This window comes from Providencia sp. NPDC089933 (assembly GCF_049545585.1).
Taxonomy (GTDB): Bacteria; Pseudomonadota; Gammaproteobacteria; order Enterobacterales; family Enterobacteriaceae; genus Providencia; species Providencia huashanensis.
The window spans coordinates 64,040-88,255 of the sequence record NZ_JBMWDT010000016.1; the positions used below are offsets into that span (position 1 = coordinate 64,040).

A 24,216-nucleotide genomic window follows, 5' to 3' on the forward strand; every position below is an offset into this window, starting at 1 on the left:
TTCTGTCTAGCGGGTCTCTCTATGAGCAATAAAACACCAACAACAGCACAGGGTAAATGGGCTGATTTACTCAGTGGTTCCAATGCATTACTCACAATAGCGCTCACTGGAGGCGTTGCCTTACACGCTATTAATATTTATATCGTAACAACCATATTACCCAGTGTGGTTAACGATATTGGTGGTCTTGAATATTATGCATGGAATACCACGTTGTTTGTGGCAACTTCAATTGTCGGTTCAGCGCTTTCCAGCAAAATTTTAGATAGCTTTGGGCCTAAATTTGCCTATTTAATAGCATTAATATTATTTTCCCTTGGGTCTATCTGGTGTGCGGCTTCCCCATCTATGTTGATATTACTTGGAGGGAGAGCGCTACAAGGGCTTGGTGGGGGGATTTTATTCGCACTAAGTTATGCTTTGATCCGAATTGTTTTCACAGAAAATTTATGGTCACGGGCGATGGGCGTCGTTTCTGGTATGTGGGGAATAGCGACCTTATGTGGCCCAGCCATTGGTGGTATTTTTGCAGAGGGTGGTCATTGGCGCTGGGCATTTTGGGCCCTACTCCCTGTAGCCGTTTTTTTATCCTTAATTGTCATCGGACAACTACCAAAAAGGCAAAACCAGCCACCTCAAACGGCTAAAATTCCTTTCTTAGCAATATCATTACTTGTTATCTCAGTTCTTGCTATTTCAATTGGTAGCTTATCGGAAAAATTACTAGTAAACCTGATTGGCTTATTCATTGGCCTCGCCACACTTATTATTATTGTGTTGTTAGATGGGAAAAACGGAAAACGTTTATTACCAACCGGCTCCTATTCGTTAAAAAATCAGCTTGGTGTGATTTTTTTAACTATGTGCTTACTTGTTGGTGGCATGACAACAGAAATTTATGTACCTTATTTTCTTCAAACCATTCATCACTTTTCACCATTATATGCAGGGTACTTAACTGCGATCATGGCTGCTGGCTGGACAATAGGGGCACTATTTAGTGCAAATAAAACAGGTAAGGTAGTCATTCAGATTATAAGAGTCTGGCCGGTCATCATATTTATATCTCTGATTGTTCTAGCAGTATTGACGCATAACCAGAAACTGACCGAATCTTTACCTTTATTTATTATTTACTTAATTGCTATGGCAGGCGTTGGGCTAGGTATTGGCATTTGTTGGCCTCACCTCGTTCTACGTGTATTTAATAATGCGCCAAAAGGGGAAGAAAACCTTGCATCTTCTTCAATAATTACTATTCAGCTATATGCCACGGCCTTATCAGCAGCTCTTGTTGGTGTCGTTGTTAACAATAGTGGGCTAATCAGCCCCGGCGGAATGTTGGGGGCACAACAGGCATCTATCTGGCTATTTGCGTTATTTTCCCTTAGCCCGTTGATGGCTATCATCATGATCCGTAAAGTGAAATAATTAAATCCAACTAAAATGGGAGCAACCTAGCTCCCATTTTTAATTAATCAATTCAGTGTTTTTTAGTACGCATAAAGTACGGTAGAGCCAATATGCTAACAAGCAAGACAACAATCGTCGCTATCATGACCACTAAAAAGGCATGATCAAAAGCAATATTAGCCTGATTAATTAATCTGTTAGCACTGTCTAATGGTAGCTTTTCAGAAACCAGCAACGCTTCATCAATGCTATCATAGACCTTATTACTGACCGCTAAATCATCTGGAAGGGATAGCTTTAACGTATAAACAGCACTCATCAACCCCCCCATAAAAGTCACGCCAAGTACACTACCAATTTCATAAGCAACCTCTTCAAGAGAAGCTGCCATACCTGCTTTTTCTTCGGATGCACTTAACATTACCGTTGTAGAAGCCGTAGTAAAAATAGCCCCTAACCCAAAGCCAATCAAAAATAAGAATGAAAGTAATAATAAACCTGTTGATGTTTTAAATACCCACGCTAAACCAACAACACCAATTAAGGTACATGTAAACCCTAAAACAGCTAATTTTGTTTCACCTAACTTATGCAAATACACCCCCGCTAAAGGGGCTGAGATCAACGAGGCAATAGGAATAGGCATGATATAAAGCGCCGCGTCAAATGGCGTATAACCTAGTACCAACTGTAACCGCTGACTAAGCAGCAGTTCGACCCCAACAATAACCACAAGGGATATAATTGCCATCAAGATACCAGCACTAAATTTAGGATTTCTCAATAAGGCAAAATCAATCATTGGCGATTCCGATGTGATTTGCCGATGCTTAAAGACCGCCAAAAAGACCACACCAATAACCCCAGAAGCCATTACAGCAGTCCAATCTGTATAAGCTTTACCTATTTCTTTTAATGTATAAATAGAACTGATAAGCCCGATCAAAACTAAAATAGCCCCCAGTACATCGATTTTTTTGTTGTTATTTCCACCGCATTTAGGAACCAAACAATAAGCAAATGGTAAAACTAATAACACAACAGGAACATTAATTAAAAAAACAGAACCCCACCAAAAATGGTTAAGTAAGATACCGCCAATTAAAGGGCCAATAGCGGCACCACCTGATGCCACAGCAGACCAAATACCGATTGCGAGCGCCCTTTCTTTTGGGTTTAAAAAAACATTCCTAACAATCGCTAATGTCGCTGGCATACTTACAGCAGCACCAACCGCGAGGAAGCCTCGAGATAAAATTAAACTCATCGCCGTTGGCGAAAAAGCCGCACATAATGACGCTATGCCAAATAATGGTAGCCCCAATAAAAACATCTGCTTATGACCCACTTTATCGCTTAACATTCCCGCAGCAGGCAATAAACCTGCAACCACTAATGGGTAAGCATTCATAATCCATAGTTTTTCAGATGCGGTCGCACCTAAATCATGAGTCAACTTGGGCAGTGCGGTATAAAGCACAGTAACATCAATAACTATAAGAAATAACACACTTGATACTAACAGAAGTACTATCCAGCGTTTATAATCGGCTAACATAAAATTCTCTCAATGAGTTTGGTTGATCACGCTTTATTGATGATCGTGCTATAATATAAATCCATACGTATGTATTGAAAAGAGGTTTTTCTAAATGGGACGTCAACGAACGATTGATCGCGATAAGGTACTGGATACCGCTGAAGAAATCGTCATTACACAAGGGGCCGCAGCCCTGACTATTGATGCTGTTGCAAAAGCAATGGGGATCTCTAAAGGTGGAGTTCAGTACTGCTTTGGCAATAAAGAGGCCCTTATCGATGCGATGTTTGAACGTTGGGGCCGATCCTATGATGAAGTATTCAACCGAGTTATTGAGCAAGATAATAGCCCAGAAAGGAAAATTTTAGCCCATCTACAAGCAACCCATGAGCACGATAAAGTCTCAATGGCCAAAGGTGCGGCCTTAATGGCGTCATTATTACAAACTCCGGAATACCTTAAAAGTACACGTATTTGGTATCGTGAACGTATTGAAAACCTGAATACATCCACAGAAAAAGGCAAACAGGCAAGAATTATTTTTCTAGCAACTGAAGGCGCTTTTATGCTGCGCTATATGGGATTAATGGAAATCGATGATAATGAATGGCAATCTATATTTAGTGATATGATTAACTTATTGAAAAACGACTCATAACATCCTTTTTTAAAATAAATAATCTCTTAATTTTAATATCATTATACAACATATTTAAATGGAGATTATTATGAGACCAATTATTATCAATGTTGATTATAAACATAACCCAAATAAAATATATAACATTTCCAACAAGGTCACACTAAAAAACAAGATAGTAAATATAGCAAACAAAAACATAGAACTAAATTATAAAAAAGAAATTATATCAAACAAAATAAAAAGCGATAAAAAAAACATAGAAAGTATAGATAATATAGATTTATTTTCTGAAATAATTAGGGAGAAAAATGTAATTTACACTCAATCACAAAATAAAATACTACCCTCACAATATATTAATTTAATTAAAAACCACCGAAAAACATTCATTCCAACAGGGAATAATGATCATACTATAGTCCTATGTTCTGGCGATCTCATCGGAAAAGGGGTATATGGAGCCGCCTATAGGATAGGTAACTTTGTTATCAAAATACCCAATGATGACAATATACAGAAAAGTAATAAAAACACCGAGTACTCTCGCTGTTCAAATGTATTAAATGAAATAAATAGGGATAATGATTTTTCTCGAGGAATCACATTAAAAAATGGTAAACAAGTACTAATTACCAAATATGTCGATGGTAAGTCTATAACTGGAAAAAATGCATTTGACTTTGTAAAAGAGAAAGGGCGTATTTTATTTGATTATGGTTCTGAAGGAAATGTTAAAATAGATAATAATGGAAAAAAATATGTTATTGATGTCGACTTTGTAGCACAAGCTACTGGGTTAAAAAAATATCCCTCATTAGGAACCCTAACAATACATGAAATTTATAAGGATATGTTTACTATAAACCCACTTAAAACGAATAATGAAAAGCCTTTTTATTATTCTGAAATAGAAGATCTTTTACCAAAATTGAAAGGAAAGTGAAATAACATCCTTACTAACGATACTATTCCACAACACAGGGTCATTTTTCTTACAAGGACAATGACCCTGATGCAGGAAAATGAGTGACTAAACCAGCGGTATAAAGCTGTTCTATAATTAACAGATCAAAATTATAATTCGGTGTTAATTTTTCATACCTCCGATTATCAAGGCTATCTAAATACATTAGGTTTTCATCAGCACAACACCGTATAAGTGCAAGTAAAAAAACACTATTTTCAAAAGAAAGATCATTGATACTTAACGCATTTTCTTTTTTTATAAAGAAGAGGTTATCAATATATTCAACTTTTTCTTGCCTTTCTTTTTCATTTTCTATACGAATACAATCAACACAAATATGTTCAAGATTGCTTAAATTTGAAAAAAAAGGCTCATTACGGTTAAATAATGAGCCCTTTATTAATCAATTTATTAATTACTCAACCGTAACAGATTTCGCTAAGTTACGAGGCTGATCTACATCAGTACCTTTAATTAATGCGACGTGATAAGACAGTAATTGTAATGGGACAGTATAAAAAATTGGTGCAATCAGTTCTTCAACATGAGGTAAAGAAACGATTTTCATATTTTCACTGGCTTCAAATCCCGCGTCTTTATCAGCAAACACATACAATAAACCGCCGCGAGCACGCACTTCTTCAATATTTGATTTAAGCTTTTCAAGTAACTCATTATTAGGAGCAATAATAATGACAGGCATATCTGCATCAATTAACGCTAATGGACCATGTTTCAATTCACCCGCAGCGTAAGCTTCCGCATGAATATATGAAATTTCTTTCAATTTCAATGCCCCTTCAACTGCTATAGGGAATTGATCACCACGACCTAAGAATAATGCATGGTGCTTATCAGAAAAATCTTCCGCTAATGCTTCGATGACTTTATCTTGAGACAACATGCTTTCAATACGGGAAGGGAGCGCATGTAATGCATGGGAAATATTTTCTTCCAGCTCAGGGTTTGCACCTTTTAAACGCCCCATATATGCCACTAACATCAGTAAAACTGTTAATTGTGTAGTAAATGCCTTGGTTGATGCCACACCAATTTCTGCACCCGCTTTTGTCATCAACGCAAATTCTGATTCACGTACCAATGAAGAGCCTGCAACATTACAAACAGCTAAAGAAGTCAGATAACCTAATTCTTTAGATAAACGCAATGCCGCTAATGTATCCGCCGTTTCACCTGACTGAGACAACGTGATCATTAAACTATTTTTACGATGTGCTGGATTGCGATAACGATACTCTGAAGCGATTTCCACATCACATGGAATACCTGCTAAGGATTCAAACCAATAGCGCGCAACCATGCCTGCATTGTAAGATGTTCCACAAGCAACAATTTGAATATGCTCAACTTGAGATAAAATATCACCGGCTTTAGGGCCTAATTCGCTCAAATCGATGCCATTGTCTTTGTCAAAACGCCCTTCAAGGGTGTTTTTAATTGCCATTGGCTGTTCGTAAATTTCTTTTTGCATGTAATGACGATAAACGCCTTTATCACCTGCATCATATTGAACATTTGATTCGATTTGCTCACGTTCAACAGGGGCACCGTTATTATCAAAAATACGAACAGTACGGCGAGTAACTTCCGCGACATCACCTTCTTCAAGGTAAATAAAACGACGAGTCACAGGCAGTAGTGCTAATTGGTCCGATGCTAAGAAGTTTTCACCCACACCTAAGCCAATAACCAATGGGCTACCAGAGCGTGCAGCGACTAATAATTCAGGAATACGGCTATCCATAATTACCGTACCGTAAGCACCGCGTAATTGTGGAATAACACGTTGAACCACTTCCACCAGTGACCCACCTTTTTGTTGTTCATGGTGAACAAGGTGAGCAATCACTTCAGTGTCAGTCTCTGAACTAAAGACATAACCGAGTTTTTTCAGTTCTTCTTTCAGTTCTAAGTAGTTTTCAATAATACCATTATGAACAACTGCAATATAACCTGACGTATGCGGGTGAGCATTACGTTCACTTGGAATACCATGAGTCGCCCAACGAGTATGCGCAATCCCCGTTCCACCTGATACAGGGTTCTTTTCCGCTTCTTCCGCCAGCATTTGCACCTTGCCCACTTCACGTAAGCGTTGTAGATGACCTTCGTGATCAACAACAGCCATACCAGCTGAGTCGTAACCACGATATTCAAGACGACGAAGACCTTCTAACAAAATTTCTGCGATATCACGTTGTGCAACAGCACCTACAATTCCACACATATTTTATTGATTCCTAGACAAAAGGCTCTTTCTATAGAGACCCTTATTTTGTCGTAACCTAATTGTTGTACAGTTTTCACTGTTCCCCAGCCTTGTAGAAAATGGGGATATTTATTTTTATATTGCTACCTTAGGTAGCTATTTTAATCTTTGCTATTTATTAGCGTTTTTATCATAGGAGAGATATCGCTATCACTCCTTAATATTTACTTATTTTTTCTTAACTGGACGTTGCCAGTTTTTTATATGCATTTGCTTTACACGGCTAACAACAAGCTCATCTTCATTCACATCACGAGTCACTGTCGTACCAGCACCAATGGTTGCACCTTTTGCCACTGAAACTGGCGCGACTAATTGGGTATCAGAGCCTACAAATACATCATCACCGATAATGGTTTTATATTTATTAGCGCCATCATAGTTACAAGTGATAGTTCCAGCACCAATATTCACGTTATCACCAATTTGTGCATCACCGAGGTAACTCAAATGGCCAGCTTTAGAACCTAACCCTAAAGACGCATTTTTCATTTCAACGAAATTACCTACGTGCGCTTTGGCCGCTAATTTAGCACCTGGGCGTAAACGCGCAAAAGGGCCAACCGTGCATTCTGATGATAAATCAGAGTTTTCTATTACTGAATATGGGCTAATAACTGAGTTATCCCCAATTACACAGTTTTTCAAAATACAGCCAGATTGAATATGGACGTTATTGCCCAATGTCACATCGCCTTCAATGATCACATTAGTATCAATAATAATGTCACGACCATGAGTCAATGTTCCGCGCAGGTCAAAACGTGCAGGGTCGATTAGCATCACCCCCGCTAATAACAGTTTTTCAGCTTGTTCTTTCTGATAAACCCTTTCTAACGCAGCCAATTGCAGACGGTTATTCACGCCTTCCATTTCACTTAAATGTTTAGGATGAACAGTTGCAATTTTATTCCCTTCTTTATGCGCTAATGCGATGACATCTGTAATGTAATATTCGCCTTGTGCATTATCGTTGTTTAGCTGAGCCAACCAACGTTTAAAATCTTTACCACTAGCAACCATAATACCAGTATTGATTTCTTGGATCTTACGTTGCTCTTCAGTCGCATCTTTCTGTTCAATAATACCGACAACTTCATTATTTTCACGAATGATACGTCCATAACCACTTGGATTATCTAAGATAACGGTCAGTAAACCAATTCCACCTTCAGGTTTCACTTCAATTAAGCGATCTAAGGTATCTTTGGCAATCAATGGGACATCACCATATAACATGACAATGTCTTCATCATCTTGGAAGTTTGGTGCAGCTTGTTGCATCGCATGGCCCGTTCCAAGTTGTTCGGCCTGCAATACCCAATTTAGGTTTTGCTCACCCAGTTTTTCCTTCAGTAAATCACCGCCATGTCCGTATACCAGATGAATATCTGATGCACCAATGGATTTTGCTGTATCTATAACATGCTGCACCATCGGTTTGCCCGCAAGTAAATGCAAAACTTTAGGTAGATTTGAATACATCCGTGTGCCTTTACCGGCAGCTAAAATCACGACACTTTTTCTTTGCACAGTCATTTTTCCTGAAACTCCAACTTAGGGATGAAAGTAAACCTATTTCCTTTATAAATTACTACATATTTCGTTCAAATAAAAAAGCCAGTTAGGGTTAACCAACTGGCTTTTTTCTATACTGCTATCATTACATTAGCTTTTTAGTCAATTCGATCACTCGAAGTTTGGCTATTGCTTTTGCAAGTTCTGCCGATGCCTGAGCATAATCAACATCACCGTGTGCTTTACGGACGTGTTCTTCCGCTTTACGTTTAGATTCCACTGCTCGAGCTTCGTCTAAATCTTTACCACGGATCGCTGTATCAGCGAGTACGATAACACCGTTTGGTTGTACTTCTAAAATACCGCCGGAGAGGTAAATTAGTTCTTCTTCACCAAACTGCTTGGTAATACGTACCATGCCCGGTTTTATGGCAGTCAGCAGCGGGGTATGCTGCGGGTAAATCCCCAGCTCACCTTCACTACCTGTCACCTGAATTTTCTGTACTAGGCCTTCAAACATTTGTTTTTCAGCACTAACAACAGTCAGGTGGTATGTCATTGCAGCTACCATATCAACCTCCTGTCAGCTGGATTAAAGCTTTTTAGCTTTTTCCACAGCTTCTTCAATGGTACCAACCATATAGAACGCTTGTTCTGGCAGGTGGTCGTAATCACCGTTCAGGATACCACTGAAGCCACGGATAGTGTCTTTCAGGGAAACGAACTTACCTGGTGAACCGGTAAATACTTCAGCAACGAAGAATGGTTGAGACAGGAAGCGCTGGATCTTACGAGCACGAGCAACAACCAGTTTGTCTTCTTCAGACAACTCATCCATACCCAGAATTGCGATAATATCTTTCAGTTCTTGGTAACGTTGCAGAATAGACTGAACGCCACGCGCAACATCATAGTGCTCTTGACCAACTACGAGTGGGTCTAGCTGACGGCTAGTAGAATCGAGAGGGTCAACCGCTGGGTAGATACCCAAAGATGCGATTTGACGGCTCAGTACTACCGTTGCGTCCAAGTGAGCAAAGGTGGTTGCTGGTGATGGGTCAGTCAAGTCATCCGCAGGAACGTAAACCGCTTGAACGGAAGTGATAGAACCTGTTTGAGTTGAGGTAATACGTTCTTGCAGAACACCCATCTCTTCCGCCAGCGTTGGCTGATAACCTACCGCTGATGGCATACGACCTAACAGTGCTGATACTTCAGTACCCGCCAGTGTATAACGATAGATGTTATCTACGAACAGCAGTACGTCACGACCTTCGTCACGGAATTTTTCAGCCATAGTCAGACCAGTCAGCGCAACACGCAGACGGTTTCCTGGTGGCTCGTTCATCTGGCCATAAACCAGTGATACTTTATCCAAAACGTTAGAGTCGGTCATTTCATGATAGAAGTCGTTCCCTTCACGAGTACGCTCACCAACACCTGCGAATACTGAGTAACCTGAGTGCTCAATCGCGATGTTACGGATAAGTTCCATCATGTTTACTGTTTTACCAACACCCGCACCACCAAACAGACCAACTTTACCACCTTTCGCGAATGGACAGATTAAGTCCATTACTTTGATACCGGTTTCCAGTAGTTCTGTTGAGTTTGATAACTCTTCATAGCTAGGTGCTGCACGGTGAATTGACCAGCGTTCTTCTTCGCCAATATCACCTTTCATATCAATAGGCTCACCCAGAACGTTCATGATACGTCCTAGAGTTGCTTTACCTACTGGTACTTCGATTGGGTGATCTAAGTTAACAACACTTAAACCACGGCTTAGGCCATCTGATGTCCCCATTGCGATACAACGGACAACACCACCGCCTAACTGTTGCTGAACTTCCAGCACCAGTTTTTCTTTACCGTTCATAACCTCAAGAGCGTCATACACTTTTGGTACGCTATCTTGAGGGAACTCGACGTCCACAACGGCGCCGATTACCTGGATAATCTTTCCAGTAGCCATCTTGAATCCTCTACGTAATTCGTAAACCTAGCTGTTAAACCGCGGAAGCACCCGAAACAATTTCGGTAAGCTCCTGAGTAATGCTGGCCTGACGAGCTTTGTTGTAAACCAACTGCAACTCTTTGATCAGGTTACCACCATTATCAGTAGCGGCTTTCATCGCTACCATTCGTGCGGCCTGCTCACTAGCCAGGTTTTCAACGACGCCCTGATAAACCTGCGACTCGATATAACGACGTAGCAGGGTATCCAGCAACGCCTTAGGATCGGGTTCGTATATATAATCCCAAGATTTCTTCTTCAATGTTTCATCATTGCTTGCAGGCAATGGCAATAATTGAAGAATAGTTGGCTCCTGAGACATTGTATTGATGAACTTGTTAGTCACCACATACAGTTTATCCAAACGCCCTTCATCATAGGCTTGTAGCATAGAGTTAACTGGACCAATCAAATCTGAAAGCGTTGGGTTATCCCCCATTCCGGTTACTTGTGTAACGACATTGCCGCCAACAGAACCAAAGAATGAAACCGCTTTAGAGCCGATTAAAGCCAAATCAACCTGAACATTTTTCTCAGACCATGATTTCATATCTGCAAGGAGTTTTTTGAACAGGTTAATGTTCAAACCACCACACAGACCACGGTCTGTTGAAACAACCAAATACCCTACGCGCTTAACTTCACGCTCTTCGAGATATGGATGTTTATATTCCAGATTACCTAACGCTAGGTGACCAATAACACTGCGCATGGTCTCCGCATAAGGACGGCTAGCCGCCATGCGTTCTTGCGATTTACGCATTTTGGACGCAGCGACCATTTCCATCGCTTTAGTGATCTTCTGCGTGTTTTGCACGCTGGCAATCTTGGAACGTATCTCTTTTGCGCCGGCCATTACTGCTTCTCCTTATTAACCAGACGGCCCATAAAAACTCACGGGCCGAATAGTATTACCAGGACTGAGTTGCTTTAAATGATTCGAGCAGTTTTTTCAACTTACCTTCGATATCATCGTTATAGTTACCAGCCTGGCCGATTTCATTCATAAGGTCAGCATGCTCACGCAGTGCATATGAAACTAATGCTGTTTCGAATGCACCAATTTTCGCTAACTCAACATCATCCAAGAATCCACGTTCTGCCGCAAACAGAGACAATGACTGCTCTGCTACTGACATCGGTGCATATTGTTTCTGTTTCAGCAATTCAGTTACTTTCTGACCATGACTTAACTGTTTACGAGTCGCATCATCAAGGTCGGAAGCAAACTGAGCAAACGCTGCCAGTTCACGATACTGAGCCAGTGCTGTACGAATACCACCAGACAATTTCTTGATAATTTTAGTCTGAGCAGCACCACCAACACGAGATACTGAAATACCTGGGTTAACCGCTGGACGAATACCAGAGTTAAACAGGTTAGATTCCAGGAAGATCTGACCATCTGTAATCGAAATTACGTTAGTCGGTACGAATGCAGAAACGTCACCGCCTTGAGTTTCAATGATAGGCAGAGCCGTCAATGAACCTGTTTTGCCTTTAACTTCACCTTTAGTAAAGTTTTCAACGTATTCAGCGTTAACACGAGCTGCACGCTCAAGTAAACGTGAATGCAGATAGAAAACATCACCTGGGTATGCTTCACGTCCTGGTGGACGACGCAGCAACAGCGAAATTTGACGGTATGCGACAGCCTGTTTAGATAGGTCATCGTAAACGATCAGTGCATCTTCACCACGGTCACGGAAGTATTCACCCATTGCGCATCCAGAGTATGCGGAAAGGTATTGCAGAGCTGCTGATTCAGATGCAGTCGCAACAACAACAATGGTGTTTTCCAGAGCGCCGTGTTCTTCGAGTTTACGTACTACGTTAGAAATTGTAGATGCTTTCTGACCGATAGCGACATAAACACATTTGATACCAGAATCACGCTGGTTAATGATTGCGTCGATCGCTAGAGCAGTTTTACCTGTCTGGCGGTCACCGATGATAAGCTCACGCTGACCACGGCCGATTGGAATCATCGCATCGACTGATTTATAACCAGTTTGTACAGGCTGATCAACGGATTGACGTTCGATAACACCTGGAGCAATAACTTCAATTGGAGAGAAGCCATCATTCTCAACAGGGCCTTTACCATCAATTGGTTGACCCAGTGTATTCACGACACGTCCAAGTAGGCCACGGCCTACTGGAACTTCAAGAATACGACCAGTACATTTTACTTTCATGCCTTCTGCCAAGTCGGCATAAGGACCCATAACAACCGCACCAACAGAGTCACGCTCTAAGTTCAATGCGATGGCGTAACGGTTGCCTGGCAGCGCGATCATTTCACCCTGCATGACTTCGGCTAAACCGTGAATACGAATGATACCGTCATTAACGGATACAATCGTACCTTCATTGTGAGCTTCACTCACAACATCGAACTGAGCAATACGCTGTTTGATCAGTTCGCTGATTTCGGTGGAATTCAGTTGCATATGCTCCAGTCCCCTTAAGACTGCAAGACGTCAGTTAAACGCTCTAAGCGACCGCGGATACTACCGTCAATGACGAGGTCTCCAGCACGAATGATCACTCCAGCAATAACAGACTTATCAATTTTGCAATTCAGCTTAACTTTGCGTGACAGACGTTTTTCCATCGCTGCAGAAATTTTAGCTGACTGCTGTTCACTCAACTCGTTTGCAGAAAGTACATCAACTTCAATCGTTGATTCCAGAGCATCACGTAATTGAATAAATTGCGTTAATACTTCTGGTAGCGTAGTTAAACGCCCATTATCTGCCATAACACGAATCAAGTTTTGAACATGCTCGTCAATTTCATCTCCACAAACAGAGATAAACGTTTTAGCTAATGTTTCTGGTGCAATAGAACCAGAAAGCAGCTCACCAACCTGTTCATTACGCGACACCATTGAGATGAAGCCCAGCATATTCTGCCATTTTTCAACAGATTGGTTTTCCACAGCAAAGTCAAAAGCTGCTTTGGCGTAGGGGCGAGCTACAGTAGCAATTTCAGACATGCCCCTCCCTCCTTACAGTTCAGCGACTAGTTTATCAACGATGTCGCTGTTAGCAGCTTCATCCACGGAACGTTCAATGATCTTCTCGGCACCTGCGATAGCAAGCATCGCAACCTGTTTACGTAACTCTTCACGTGCACGTTTACGCTCAGCATCAATTTCAGCTTGCGCTTGTGCGACGATTTTTGCACGTTCTGCTTCTGCTTCTGCTTTTGCTTCATCAATCATTTGAGTGCGTTGTTTATTCGCTTGCTCAATGATGACTTGTGCTTCAGCTTTCGCTTTTTTCAGTCGGTCGGTTGCGTCGGTTTGCGCCAGTTCCAGGTTCTTTTTAGCACGTTCTGCGGAAGATAAACCGTCAGCAATTTCTTTTTGACGTTTTTCAATGGCCGCCATAATCGGTGGCCATACATACTTCATACAGAACCAAACAAACAGGACAAACGCGATAGCCTGGCCGAGGATTGTTGCATTTAGATTCACAGACAATACCTCTTATTCATTAGTGAATTAATGTTCTTAAAGTGTTCCGTAACGTTAATTAAGCAACAGCGAACATTACATACAAGCCCAGACCAACAGCAATCATCGGAATAGCATCGACCAGACCCATTACGATAAAGAACTGTGTACGCAGCAGAGGAATTAAATCTGGCTGACGAGCAGCACCTTCTAAAAATTTACCACCTAGGATGCCGATACCGATCGCAGCACCGATCGCCGCTAAGCCCATCATCACAGCGGCAGCCATGTACAGCAGATCCATACTCAGGTTTTCCATGACAGTCTCCAGTTTGTTTCAGTTAATACAATTATTGATAATTAAATTAGTGCTCTTCAGATGCCATCGACAGATAGACAACAGTCAGAACCATAAAAATAAAGGCTTGTAGCGTAATAATCAGTATGTGGAAGATAGCCCAAGGTAGGCTTAACAACCACTGTGACCACCACGGAAGCAGAGCCGCGATAAGAATAAAGATCAATTCACCTGCATACATGTTACCAAACAGTCGCAGACCGAGTGATACAGGTTTTGACAGCAGGCTTACCCCTTCAAGAATCAAGTTAACAGGAATAAAAACAGGATGGTTGAAAGGCTGCATAGTGAGCTCTTTCGTAAATCCGCCAATTCCTTTCATCTTAATACTGTAAAAGAGGATTAGGATAAACACACCAATAGCCATCGATAAGGTGACACTAACATCAGCGGTTGGTACTGCACGTAATGCAGGTAACCCGAGATAATGCTCAGCAATATACGGAAGGAAATCAATTGGGAGTAAATCCATCAGGTTCATTAAGAATACCCAGACGAACACAGTTAATGCTAAAGGAGCAATAACTTTGCTCTTTCCGTGATACATATCACGGACTGAGTTATCAACGAAACCAATGATCAGTTCTATTGCAGTCTGTAACTTACCGGGTACGCCACTAGTCGCATTGGCTGCAACTTTTCTAAATAGCCACAGGAACAAAGCCCCGAGAACTACTGAGAAAAAAAGCGAGTCAATGTTCAACGTCCAAAATGTTGGACTAGCGTGGGGATCGACCAACTTAAAGGTACTCAGGTCCAACTGAAGGTTTCTCAGATGGTGGCCTATGTAATCCTCTGTAGTCATCACTTCTCCTGATGCAGACATGATGCCTCTTACCCTTTTGTAGTTTAAAAATACTTACCGTTTAAAAACGGCTGGTGCAACAATCTGAACAATTAGCACCGCTAAATAGGTCAAACCCAGTGGTGTTAATGACGCTTTGAACACACCGAAAGCAACAACTAAAACAACGATAGTTGTAACAACCTTTAGCCCTGCTCCTAATGCTAAGAACCAGGCAATGCGGACAGGTTCATCCTCTTCCTTTGCTTTCTGAAATTGTGCTAGCAGCATAAATACGATATTTGGTAACCAGCATGCTAACCCACCAGCAAGAGCAGAGGCCCCCCATTCTATACTATTTGCACAGAAAGCCCCACTGAGGATCACTAAAGTTATAAACTGAACAGACAACTGCTTTGCAGCATGCTTGTTGTCATAAAGGGATACAGACATAACTTTTTTGATACTCCCAGCTCTTCTCAGCCTCAGAAACGCTAAGTGTTGTATAAAACTGCCTTTGCTTAAATGTGTCAAGAGACAAAAACGAGCAAATTATACGGGCAGGCGAAATGAATTCAATCAGTAAGTAGCGAAAAGGTGAATAAATATTTAATTTTTTCGAGTTAGCGCAGAATTGTCGCAGTAATAATTAATAAATAGTTAATGATTTGCTACATACTTACAGTTAAACGTGATCAATATCACACTTCGTATTATTCGCTTTATTTATTCATTCAATTTTCTTCGTAAGAAAAAATAGAATTAATCTGTAAATCAAATAATTAAAGAATTCAATTTTTGAACAAAAAACTGCCGCTATAAAGCAAATATTTCAATATTAACTAACTATCAAGCTAAATCGATTAAGTAAAAATTGGCAATTAACCCCATATTTACTTTCAAAACGCTGTTTTGGAAACTTATTCGTTATTGCCGTGTAAACAGTACGTAAAATTCGAGTGTTAACTACCCCGTTAAAAATAATAATAGCCGTCAGTTTTTTAAACCTTCGGCTATCGCTCTAAATGATAAATTTTTTTGACGAGAAGCAACTTTATTTTATAGATATTTTAACTAAATGGCGTTGTTCATCAAGTTCAGGAACTTCCAGTTCAATGATTGATTCAACCTTAAACTGCTCAGGTAATGAGGTGATTTCGTCATTATGGATCATACCTTTGAGCGCATAAAAATGCCCTGTCGGGGAGGGTAAATGGTGACACCAGCTCAACATATCATCCAATGATGCGAAAGCTCGACTGATAACCCCATCAAAACCAGACCCAACTGGGTATTCTTCAACACGAGATTGAATCGGTTCGATATTCGTCAAACCAAGTTCGTGTTGAACCTGTTTTAAAAAGCGTATGCGCTTCCCTAAGCTGTCTAATAAAACAAAGTGGGACTCAGGTCGAACAATAGCTAAAGGAACCCCTGGTAAGCCAGGACCTGTTCCTACATCGATAAACGTGGTCCCGTTGAGTTGACCGTTCACCACTATGCTATCCATAATATGGCGAATCAGCATCTGTTGCGGGTCACGTACAGAAGTTAGATTATAGGCTTTGTTCCATTTAACTAATAACTCAACGTAACCAATTAATTGCTGTTTTTGTTTATCTGTTAGGTTGATATCCGCTTTTGCTAACAATTGGTTAAGTTTTGATAATAAATCCATTTTTATGCGCTCCGGCGTAACATGCCTTGTTTTTTAAGCCAAACAAGTAAAATAGAGATTGCAGCCGGGGTAATACCTGAAATACGTGAAGCTTGGCCTATGGATGTTGGTTTATGGTCGTTCAGTTTAGCCATTACTTCGTTAGATAACCCTTTGACTTGTTTGTAATCAAGGTCAATAGGTAATATCGTGTTTTCATTCCGTAGCTGTCTTTCGATCTCTTCTTTTTGACGAGCGATATAACCTTCATATTTAACCTGTATTTCAACCTGATCGGCAGCTTGAGGATCATCAATACCTGGAGCAAAAAGGTTAAGTGAGGTTAACATTTTATAGGTCATTTCAGGGCGACGTAGTAAATCTTCCCCGTTAGCTTCTTTTGATATTGGTACCGTTAAAATTGCGTCGATTTCTGCATGGTTATCAGATTTTGGATGAACCCAAATATCTTTTAAGCGTTGACGCTCTTTTTCAATCAATTCAACTTTGTTATTAAAATGAGCCCAGCGAACGTCATCAACTAACCCTAGTTCACGCCCTTTTTCAGTTAAACGTAAATCTGCATTGTCTTCACGCAGCATCAAACGGTATTCTGCACGTGAAGTGAACATGCGGTAAGGTTCTTTAGTCCCCAAAGTACACAGGTCATCGACTAAAACCCCAATATAGGCTTGGTCACGACGAGGGAACCAACCTTCTAACCCAAAGGCATATTGTGCAGCATTAAGGCCTGCTAGTAGCCCTTGAGCACCAGCTTCTTCATAACCTGTTGTGCCATTAATTTGACCAGCAAAGAACAGGCCATTAATAAATTTACTTTCTAGAGTTTGTTTGAGATCTCTAGGGTCAAAGAAATCATACTCAATAGCATAACCAGGGCGAATGATCCTTGCATTTTCCATTCCTTTCATGGAATGAACTATTTGCATTTGGACATCAAATGGTAAGCTGGTGGATATACCATTTGGATAGATTTCGTTGCTGGTTAAGCCTTCGGGTTCTAAGAAGATCTGATGTGAGTCTTTGTCTGCAAAGCGCATCACTTTATCTTCGATCGATGGGCAATAACGCGGGCCTATACCTTCGATGATCCCTGCGTACATTGGGCTACGATCAAGGTTATTTCTGATCACATCATGGGTTTTTTCATTGGTGTAAGTGATGTAACAAGGCATCTGTTGTGGATGTTGATCCTGTGAGCCTAGGAATGAAAAAACAGGCATAGGATTATCACCTAGTTGTTGTGCTAACTGGGTGAAATCGATGGTTCTTGCATCAATACGTGGTGGAGTTCCCGTTTTTAAGCGGTTAACTCGTAATGGCAATTCCCTTAAACGTTGAGAAAGGGAAACTGATGGCGGGTCACCAGCACGACCACCACTGTAGTTTTCTAAACCTATATGAATTTTTCCATCAAGAAAAGTCCCTACCGTTAATACCACTGCTTTTGCTTTAAATTTTAAGCCCATGCGGGTAACAGCGCCTGTGACTTGATTATTTTCAACAATTAAGTCTTCAACAGGTTGTTGGAAAATCATTAAGTTTGGTTGATTTTCTAAAGCGGTTCTAACTGCTTGTCGATAAAGAACGCGGTCTGCTTGTGCACGAGTTGCACGTACTGCCGGCCCTTTACTGGCATTTAATGTTCTAAATTGAATGCCGGCTTTGTCAGTTGCAGTTGCCATTAAACCACCAAGGGCATCAATTTCTCTAACCAGATGTCCCTTACCGATCCCACCAATGGCTGGGTTGCAAGACATCTGGCCCAATGTATCAATATTGTGAGTCAGTAATAGGGTTTGACGCCCCATACGTGCAGCTGCCATTGCTGCTTCAGTACCGGCATGACCACCACCAATTACGATGACGTCAAATTGCTCTGGATAAAACATGTGTGAACCTTAAACGTTAGAAAATGCTGACTGTGCATTTGAGGAGAGGATTCTACTCAAGTTTTAGGAAGACACCAAGTTTTAGGTATCTCCCTTATATAGTATTAAGATCTTTTTATTTAAAGATCTCTTTATTAGATCTATTATTAGGATCGCTCGTTTCTGTGGATAAGTGGATTTTCACTTTAAAGATCATAAAAGTGTAAAGGATCATATACTGTGAATGATCCGTGATCCTATTGCGTATAAGCTGGGATCAAAAAGGTGACTTATACACAGGCAGTGGTCGACCTAAAACTTATACTATGGATAACTACCGGTTAATACCGTGATCTTCCCTGAGTTATCCACAGCTGACTGCTGGTTTAATAACCAAATCATAGTTCGTTTGCCCAAATTTTAACCCATTCCCCCGCGGGATCTTCAGGTATTTCGTGTTGCTGGACATCAATTTCAAAACATTCACCGATCCTTTTTGCCCCTTTTTCGCTTAATAACGAATCAAGTTTGTGGATCGCACCACAAAAAATGTCATACTCGGAACTACCGATCCCGACTGCACCAAATTTAACTTTACTTAGATCTGGGGATTCTTTTTGTATGCTTTCAAATAAAGGCTGAATGTTTTCTGGTAAATCACCTGCACCATGTGTAGAGCTAACCACCAGCCATAACCCTTCAAGTGTTAAGTCATCAAGACTAGGACCATGTTGAATTTCTGTTTCATAACCTAATTCGTCCAAAATCTCAGCCATATGCTCTGCAACATATTCTGCACTGCCCATTGTACTGCCACTTATTAAGGTTACTTTTGTCATGGTGATTCTCTTTCACGATAATTGCTGGCTATTGTACGCTGTGAATGAGCTGGGATCTACCTGTGGATAATGTTGTTATATAATTTTTTTTTCTAAGGGCTAATTGTTCGCAAGATTGGGTTCTGTAAGGAGATCAACGTTTCGGTGGATTGTATTTCATCAATCGTTTGAATTTTGTTGATAAGTACGTCTTGTAACGCATCAATTGACTTGCACATGACTTTGATAAAAATGCTGTATTGCCCAGTTGTGTAATAAACCTCAACCACTTCTTCTAAGGCATCCAGTTTTTTTAGTGCTGTTGGGTAATCTTTAGCACTTTTTAAAATGATGCCAATAAAACAGCAGACATCAAAACCTAACCGTTTTGGGCTGATATCGATACGAGTTCCTTGAATGATTCCAGCTTGCTTCATTTTCTCTACGCGAACATGAATTGTACCTGGGCTAACAGAGAATTTTTTTGCTAATTCCGCATATGGTGTACGTGCATTTCCCATTAATTCGTGAAGTATGTCACGATCGAGATTATCGATTTGATAATTTTCAGGCATTATTTCACCTCCATTTTAACGATTATTCATTTTTATACCCTTTTTTTTGATTAAAATAAACGCCAATGGCTTTTTTTAATGAAGTATATTGAATTTATACCTCATTTTGTTGCTTAATCTATACATCAGCTAATACAGCAATCAAATTATGGGTACAAAATTATGGACAAGTCATTCATCGAACATCAGCAACAAATTAGTTTTGTTAAATCATATTTCTCACGTTTACTTGAAAAGGAATTAGGCTTAATTGAGGTTCAAGGCCCAATCCTGAGCCGTTTAGGTGATGGTACACAAGATAACTTATCCGGTAGTGAAAAAGCCGTTCAAGTAAAAGTGAAATCAATTCCAGGTGCAACCTTCGAAGTCGTTCACTCATTGGCTAAATGGAAACGTAAAACGCTCGGTCGTTTTGGTTTTAGTAAAGGCCAAGGTTTATATACACATATGAAAGCGTTGCGTCCGGACGAGGATCGCTTAACCCCTATCCACTCTGTCTATGTTGATCAGTGGGATTGGGAAAAAGTGATGGCAGATGAGGAGCGTACTCTTCCTTATCTGAAACAGACAGTGGGTAAAATCTATAAGGCAATAAAAGAAACAGAAGCTGCCGTAAGTAAAGAATTTGGTTTGGCACCGTTCCTGCCAGACCAAATTCACTTTATCCACAGTGAAGAGTTACTACAGCGTTACCCTGACTTAGACGCTAAAGGTCGTGAGCGCGCTATCGCGAAAGAACTGGGTGCTGTATTCTTGATTGGTATCGGCGGTAAGTTATCGAGCGGTGAATCACATGATGTACGTGCACCAGACTATGATGACTGGACGACAAAAAATGAAGATGGTTTTTGTGGTTTAAACGGTGACATCATTGTATGGAACCCAGTATTACAAGATGCTTTTGAGCTGTCCTCTATGGGTATTCGTGTAAGTCCTGAGTGCTTGACATACCAATTAGGCCTGACAAATGATGAAAAGCGTATGGAATTAGAGTGGCATCAAGCGTTAGTGAAAGGTGAAATGCCGCAAACTATTGGGGGTGGCATTGGTCAATCACGTTTAGTGATGTTGCTTCTGCAACGTCAACACATTGGCCAAGTACAATGTGGCGTGTGGGGCGAAGAAATGCAAGAGTCAGTTGAAGGTATGCTGTAATTAGCGATTAAAGCGGCGTAGTAGCCTGCTTTTTAACCCAGTATCAAAGCGCCAAATATGGTCAAAAATTTTCATGATGCTGGGTTTCCCATAATTTGATACGGATACCGCATGGAAGCGGTATTTCCCCATCTTCTGCATTGATTTAATCTTCTGAATTAATTCATCGGGCAAACGTTGAGCCACAAAATCAGAAATTACCACTGCATCTGCATCAGCCCACTGTTTTGACTCCAATTTTATTGCTGTTTCTTGCAAACAAGCGGCGAGATCGGTCCCACCTTTAAAGGTCTGATGTAAAAAACGAATACATTGATCTAAGCCATCGGCAGATAATAAATCGTAGTGCACTATTTCAGTGGAGAATAACATGACATGGCATGACCGGTTATCTGCCAGCGCAATTTTCATCAGGGCAAGGCAAAAGGCTTTGGCACATCGTTCATTTAACCCCCCCATTGAACCAGAGGTATCGATACATACAACGAATGGTCCTCTTGGTTGCTCTTCGTTATGATGATGTGTGATTGGCCGAAGTATTTTTCTTTCTTGCCAACTCTCACCTTGTAAACGATAAGTCAAAAGTTGTTTTTCAAGCAATTTGCGATAAAACTCAAACTCTATATCTTCAAGTCCTAACATGGCTAATTCCGCGGGTAATAACCGTAAAATATCATCGCTTTGATTTAAACCATTAACTTGTTCGGGGACAGTTTCAGGGACTTTTTCCATGATAGTCATTGGTTCAAGTATGACGCTATCATCTGGAATGGCTTGGGCTGTTTGGCTGCGGCCTAACAATTGGGCTATTTTTTCCAGTTCAGGTTGTTGGCGTAAAAACTCACTATAACGATTTAACAATTGGTCATTATAAGCTGAGGTCATATTGGCCCCTTTGCTTAGATCCCATAAGCGGCCTGCTGCTCGCTCATTTTCACCGAGTATATCTTCTAAATTTCCACTTAACGCTAGCCGACGCTGTAATTCCGCCAGCAACTGTTCTTTTTCTTGCTCCAACAGTTCTTTATGAAGAGTCGTAACTTGAAAAATTAAGCTAATACGCCATCTTTGGACAAACAGTGATTGTCTTGCACCACGGTTTTCTATTTTGCCACTCTGTAACTGATAAGCTTCACGATAAAAAGGGGAATCAAGTTGATGAAGCTTTTCAATTACAGTAGGGAGTTGGGTAAAAAAAGCATCAGTGGAAATTCCTAATGACTGGCGATACAACTCAAACTCTTCAGAAAGCTGTAAAGGGACGAGTGCATCTTTCATCCTTTGTTTGAGATCTTTTTTCCAACTGGATAAATCTTTTAGTAAGGCTTTTTTCAAACGTGGGTGTTTTTCGAAAAATACGGCCAATTGTGGGGTAGCGAGAAGAGAAATAATGATCTCTTCAATTAATTGACCTTCATTAACCGAAAGTAGCATTTCGAGTGTGGCTAAACTCATCATAATTATTCAGCCACTTTACCCGTGATTTGGTTGCGTAGTTGGATGAGTCTCTCGGATACGTTAATAAAGCTTTGTTCTATATCTGCTATCCAATGGGGCTCGATAAATAAATTTGGTTGCTGTTTTTCAAATTGATAGCGAGCTGTTTGGATATCATTTTGAATTTTATCCAACTTATCTAACCATTCTTGGTTATTTATCGTAGGTATGTTACTTGCTGTTTTATCCTGTAGATATAAAGTCGATGATTGGTGACTCACATCTAATAATTGAATTTGGTTTAAATTATTAATCTCTGCGGCCAATTCTTGGGCAAAACCAATTCCGTTGAGGTGAGCTGATAACGTTGTTCCTTTATTTAAAAAGTTTATCAGGGATTTTTTATCCGTTGTCACAAAGGTGACTTTCATATTATGTAACTGCAATGGGCGATGTAAAAATAGCGTAATACGCCCTTCAGCAATATTCTCTGGGAGTACATATGAGGCTTTGCGAGCAAACATTGCATTGTTTTTATTTACTTTAAATGCGTCTTGGTTGTTTTGATCTTGGGTTGATGACATCCATTGTTGGTAAGTTAGCTCTATTTCGTGCATTAATTTACGTTGTTGCCAGCCATCCTCTTGCAGTAGAGATTGCAATAATTTAGGCAAGGTGTTCATGGATTGCATATCGTGCCATAGGCAATCTTTTAGTAGCACAATATCAAGGGGGGATACACTACTTCTACCATTGAAAAATGCACTTGCTTGCAGTAGATAAACCGCTTTTTTCCATCGCCTGTCAGAAACATAAACTTGCTTATCTGTTGCATCTAATTGTTGACGTAGTTGATAAATAAGCTCAAAACAGTGATCGGGTAGCGTAATTTTCGGTATTTCTTGTTGCCACTGTTGGTATTCTTCATCACTGATTTTTAAATGTTCAGGTACTTGTGCTTCATCTAAGGATGATTTTCCAGTTAGAAGTGCGCGGAAATTTTGTTTTTCTTGTAGTTTATCTAACCAAATACGCACTAACATACGGTCAAATAGTGCTTCTAGGCTACTATCTGCATCAGGAAGTTCATTAGAAGCGGTAACTAATAGCCGCATCGGAATACGTTTTTCTTCGTCACCATTACGAAACTTGCGTTCATTTACTGCCGTTAGCAAAGTATTTAAAATAGCGGGGCCGGCTTTCCAAATCTCATCAAGAAAGACAACTTCAGCATCAGGTAAATAGCCTTTAGTTAGCCGTTGGTAGCGCCCTTCATCTTTTAGTGCCTGTATTGATAGTGGGCCAAATATTTCTTCGGGAGTCGAAAAACGTGTCATTAAGTATTCAAACGCATTTGCATGGCGAAAAGCAAATTTCATTCGTCTCGCTATCAAGCTTTTTGCAATACCTGGAGGGCCTAAGAGAAAAACACTTTCCCCACTTAATGTGGCTAATAAACATAAACGAATAGCCTGCTGGCGTTCATATAAACCGCTTTCAAGGTAATTGCTAAGTTGAGCTATCCGTTCAGATAATTGCATCGATATTCCTTTCATTGAATAACAAAATTCAATAATGTTGTAGTTACGCTTAATTCTTAGGTTATCCGTCCTTTTATAAACAGTGCAATCAAATTTGTCATTTTTCTTTTGTGTTATTTGATTTAAATCGTGTGTAGCTGTATTAAGG

22 protein-coding genes are annotated in these 24,216 nt (G+C 40.4%); 4 read left to right on the top strand and 18 right to left on the bottom strand.

All coding sequences use genetic code 11. The features are described 5' to 3' along the window. Positions 1-21 precede the first annotated feature (21 nt). The gene (locus ACPEH5_RS19100; protein WP_281111264.1) at positions 22-1,431 is read left to right on the top strand and encodes an MFS transporter; all 1,410 of its coding nucleotides are present in this window, start codon (positions 22-24) and stop codon (positions 1,429-1,431) included. Positions 1,432-1,483: 52 nt separating this feature from the next. Here ACPEH5_RS19100 and ACPEH5_RS19105 read toward each other — a convergent pair whose 3' ends face one another. Further along, on the bottom strand, positions 1,484-2,971 hold the full coding sequence (locus ACPEH5_RS19105) for an MFS transporter (protein WP_166696394.1): 1,488 nt from the start codon (positions 2,969-2,971) through the stop codon (positions 1,484-1,486). Positions 2,972-3,065: 94 nt separating this feature from the next. Here ACPEH5_RS19105 and ACPEH5_RS19110 point away from each other — a divergent pair, with 94 nt between their 5' ends. Then, positions 3,066-3,611 carry a TetR/AcrR family transcriptional regulator gene (locus ACPEH5_RS19110; protein ID WP_129467263.1) on the top strand — a complete coding sequence of 182 codons (546 nt, stop codon included), beginning with the start codon at positions 3,066-3,068 and terminating at the stop codon, positions 3,609-3,611. A gap of 70 nt (positions 3,612-3,681) precedes the next feature. After that, positions 3,682-4,539 (top strand): hypothetical protein, encoded by an 858-nt coding sequence (locus tag ACPEH5_RS19115; protein ID WP_166696396.1) that lies wholly within the window; start codon positions 3,682-3,684, stop codon positions 4,537-4,539. Positions 4,540-4,978: 439 nt separating this feature from the next. Here the strand turns inward: ACPEH5_RS19115 and glmS are convergent, their stop codons facing one another. The 15 genes from glmS to asnC all read right to left on the bottom strand — a co-directional run bounded on the left by glmS (position 4,979) and on the right by asnC (position 19,935). Next, entirely contained in the window at positions 4,979-6,811 is a 1,833-nt protein-coding gene (glmS, locus tag ACPEH5_RS19120; RefSeq protein WP_042846795.1) for a glutamine--fructose-6-phosphate transaminase (isomerizing), read from the bottom strand. 210 nt (positions 6,812-7,021) lie between these two features. Beyond that, positions 7,022-8,392, bottom strand: coding sequence for a bifunctional UDP-N-acetylglucosamine diphosphorylase/glucosamine-1-phosphate N-acetyltransferase GlmU (gene glmU / locus ACPEH5_RS19125; protein ID WP_166686694.1), 1,371 nt, complete (start codon positions 8,390-8,392; stop codon positions 7,022-7,024). Positions 8,393-8,516: 124 nt separating this feature from the next. Continuing rightward, complete coding sequence (locus ACPEH5_RS19130) at positions 8,517-8,942, bottom strand: F0F1 ATP synthase subunit epsilon (RefSeq protein ID WP_042846797.1); 426 nt, start codon at positions 8,940-8,942, stop codon at positions 8,517-8,519. 21 nt (positions 8,943-8,963) lie between these two features. Beyond that, positions 8,964-10,346, bottom strand: coding sequence for a F0F1 ATP synthase subunit beta (gene atpD, locus ACPEH5_RS19135; protein ID WP_042846798.1), 1,383 nt, complete (start codon positions 10,344-10,346; stop codon positions 8,964-8,966). A 34-nt stretch (positions 10,347-10,380) separates the two neighbouring features. Then, positions 10,381-11,244: a F0F1 ATP synthase subunit gamma gene (gene atpG, locus ACPEH5_RS19140; protein WP_042846799.1), complete on the bottom strand. Its 864-nt coding sequence runs from the start codon at positions 11,242-11,244 to the stop codon at positions 10,381-10,383. Positions 11,245-11,299: 55 nt separating this feature from the next. Beyond that, complete coding sequence (gene atpA, locus ACPEH5_RS19145; RefSeq protein ID WP_042846800.1) at positions 11,300-12,841, bottom strand: F0F1 ATP synthase subunit alpha; 1,542 nt, start codon at positions 12,839-12,841, stop codon at positions 11,300-11,302. A 14-nt stretch (positions 12,842-12,855) separates the two neighbouring features. After that, positions 12,856-13,389, bottom strand: coding sequence for a F0F1 ATP synthase subunit delta (gene atpH / locus ACPEH5_RS19150; RefSeq protein ID WP_042846801.1), 534 nt, complete (start codon positions 13,387-13,389; stop codon positions 12,856-12,858). Between the two features lie 12 nt (positions 13,390-13,401). Further along, the gene (gene atpF / locus ACPEH5_RS19155) at positions 13,402-13,872 is read right to left on the bottom strand and encodes a F0F1 ATP synthase subunit B (RefSeq protein ID WP_042846802.1); all 471 of its coding nucleotides are present in this window, start codon (positions 13,870-13,872) and stop codon (positions 13,402-13,404) included. A 58-nt stretch (positions 13,873-13,930) separates the two neighbouring features. Beyond that, on the bottom strand, positions 13,931-14,170 hold the full coding sequence (gene atpE, locus ACPEH5_RS19160; RefSeq protein WP_004093904.1) for a F0F1 ATP synthase subunit C: 240 nt from the start codon (positions 14,168-14,170) through the stop codon (positions 13,931-13,933). 46 nt (positions 14,171-14,216) lie between these two features. Next, positions 14,217-15,035: a F0F1 ATP synthase subunit A gene (gene atpB / locus ACPEH5_RS19165; protein ID WP_048605636.1), complete on the bottom strand. Its 819-nt coding sequence runs from the start codon at positions 15,033-15,035 to the stop codon at positions 14,217-14,219. A 33-nt stretch (positions 15,036-15,068) separates the two neighbouring features. Beyond that, positions 15,069-15,446: a F0F1 ATP synthase subunit I gene (atpI, locus tag ACPEH5_RS19170; protein ID WP_042846804.1), complete on the bottom strand. Its 378-nt coding sequence runs from the start codon at positions 15,444-15,446 to the stop codon at positions 15,069-15,071. A gap of 601 nt (positions 15,447-16,047) precedes the next feature. Continuing rightward, positions 16,048-16,671 carry a 16S rRNA (guanine(527)-N(7))-methyltransferase RsmG gene (gene rsmG, locus ACPEH5_RS19175; protein WP_042846805.1) on the bottom strand — a complete coding sequence of 208 codons (624 nt, stop codon included), beginning with the start codon at positions 16,669-16,671 and terminating at the stop codon, positions 16,048-16,050. Between the two features lie 2 nt (positions 16,672-16,673). After that, positions 16,674-18,563, bottom strand: coding sequence for a tRNA uridine-5-carboxymethylaminomethyl(34) synthesis enzyme MnmG (mnmG, locus tag ACPEH5_RS19180; RefSeq protein WP_042846806.1), 1,890 nt, complete (start codon positions 18,561-18,563; stop codon positions 16,674-16,676). Between the two features lie 377 nt (positions 18,564-18,940). After that, a complete protein-coding gene (gene mioC / locus ACPEH5_RS19185) occupies positions 18,941-19,381 on the bottom strand; it encodes an FMN-binding protein MioC (RefSeq protein ID WP_042846807.1) in 441 nt (146 codons plus the stop codon). Positions 19,382-19,473: 92 nt separating this feature from the next. After that, entirely contained in the window at positions 19,474-19,935 is a 462-nt protein-coding gene (asnC, locus tag ACPEH5_RS19190) for a transcriptional regulator AsnC (protein WP_042846808.1), read from the bottom strand. 162 nt (positions 19,936-20,097) lie between these two features. Between asnC and asnA the strand changes: the two genes are divergently transcribed. Further along, positions 20,098-21,090: an aspartate--ammonia ligase gene (gene asnA, locus ACPEH5_RS19195; protein WP_042846809.1), complete on the top strand. Its 993-nt coding sequence runs from the start codon at positions 20,098-20,100 to the stop codon at positions 21,088-21,090. On the opposite strand, the gene viaA is transcribed toward asnA, so the two are convergent. Both viaA and ravA read right to left on the bottom strand, forming a co-directional pair. Further along, positions 21,091-22,548: an ATPase RavA stimulator ViaA gene (viaA, locus tag ACPEH5_RS19200; protein WP_129467265.1), complete on the bottom strand. Its 1,458-nt coding sequence runs from the start codon at positions 22,546-22,548 to the stop codon at positions 21,091-21,093. Positions 22,549-22,550: 2 nt separating this feature from the next. Next, positions 22,551-24,068: an ATPase RavA gene (gene ravA, locus ACPEH5_RS19205; protein WP_071547557.1), complete on the bottom strand. Its 1,518-nt coding sequence runs from the start codon at positions 24,066-24,068 to the stop codon at positions 22,551-22,553. Positions 24,069-24,216: the final 148 nt, after the last annotated feature.

What these genes read in the sequence shown, in the direction of transcription:
- ACPEH5_RS19100 (WP_281111264.1), top strand. Translation starts at nt 22, where the DNA reads ATGAGCAATAAAACACCAACAACAGCACAGGGTAAATGGGCTGATTTA.
- ACPEH5_RS19105 (WP_166696394.1), bottom strand. Translation starts at nt 2,971, where the DNA reads ATGTTAGCCGATTATAAACGCTGGATAGTACTTCTGTTAGTATCAAGT.
- ACPEH5_RS19110 (WP_129467263.1), top strand. Translation starts at nt 3,066, where the DNA reads ATGGGACGTCAACGAACGATTGATCGCGATAAGGTACTGGATACCGCT.
- ACPEH5_RS19115 (WP_166696396.1), top strand. Translation starts at nt 3,682, where the DNA reads ATGAGACCAATTATTATCAATGTTGATTATAAACATAACCCAAATAAA.
- glmS (WP_042846795.1), bottom strand. Translation starts at nt 6,811, where the DNA reads ATGTGTGGAATTGTAGGTGCTGTTGCACAACGTGATATCGCAGAAATT.
- glmU (WP_166686694.1), bottom strand. Translation starts at nt 8,392, where the DNA reads ATGACTGTGCAAAGAAAAAGTGTCGTGATTTTAGCTGCCGGTAAAGGC.
- ACPEH5_RS19130 (WP_042846797.1), bottom strand. Translation starts at nt 8,942, where the DNA reads ATGGTAGCTGCAATGACATACCACCTGACTGTTGTTAGTGCTGAAAAA.
- atpD (WP_042846798.1), bottom strand. Translation starts at nt 10,346, where the DNA reads ATGGCTACTGGAAAGATTATCCAGGTAATCGGCGCCGTTGTGGACGTC.
- atpG (WP_042846799.1), bottom strand. Translation starts at nt 11,244, where the DNA reads ATGGCCGGCGCAAAAGAGATACGTTCCAAGATTGCCAGCGTGCAAAAC.
- atpA (WP_042846800.1), bottom strand. Translation starts at nt 12,841, where the DNA reads ATGCAACTGAATTCCACCGAAATCAGCGAACTGATCAAACAGCGTATT.
- atpH (WP_042846801.1), bottom strand. Translation starts at nt 13,389, where the DNA reads ATGTCTGAAATTGCTACTGTAGCTCGCCCCTACGCCAAAGCAGCTTTT.
- atpE (WP_004093904.1), bottom strand. Translation starts at nt 14,170, where the DNA reads ATGGAAAACCTGAGTATGGATCTGCTGTACATGGCTGCCGCTGTGATG.
- atpB (WP_048605636.1), bottom strand. Translation starts at nt 15,035, where the DNA reads ATGTCTGCATCAGGAGAAGTGATGACTACAGAGGATTACATAGGCCAC.
- atpI (WP_042846804.1), bottom strand. Translation starts at nt 15,446, where the DNA reads ATGTCTGTATCCCTTTATGACAACAAGCATGCTGCAAAGCAGTTGTCT.
- rsmG (WP_042846805.1), bottom strand. Translation starts at nt 16,671, where the DNA reads ATGGATTTATTATCAAAACTTAACCAATTGTTAGCAAAAGCGGATATC.
- mnmG (WP_042846806.1), bottom strand. Translation starts at nt 18,563, where the DNA reads ATGTTTTATCCAGAGCAATTTGACGTCATCGTAATTGGTGGTGGTCAT.
- mioC (WP_042846807.1), bottom strand. Translation starts at nt 19,381, where the DNA reads ATGACAAAAGTAACCTTAATAAGTGGCAGTACAATGGGCAGTGCAGAA.
- asnC (WP_042846808.1), bottom strand. Translation starts at nt 19,935, where the DNA reads ATGCCTGAAAATTATCAAATCGATAATCTCGATCGTGACATACTTCAC.
- asnA (WP_042846809.1), top strand. Translation starts at nt 20,098, where the DNA reads ATGGACAAGTCATTCATCGAACATCAGCAACAAATTAGTTTTGTTAAA.
- viaA (WP_129467265.1), bottom strand. Translation starts at nt 22,548, where the DNA reads ATGATGAGTTTAGCCACACTCGAAATGCTACTTTCGGTTAATGAAGGT.
- ravA (WP_071547557.1), bottom strand. Translation starts at nt 24,068, where the DNA reads ATGCAATTATCTGAACGGATAGCTCAACTTAGCAATTACCTTGAAAGC.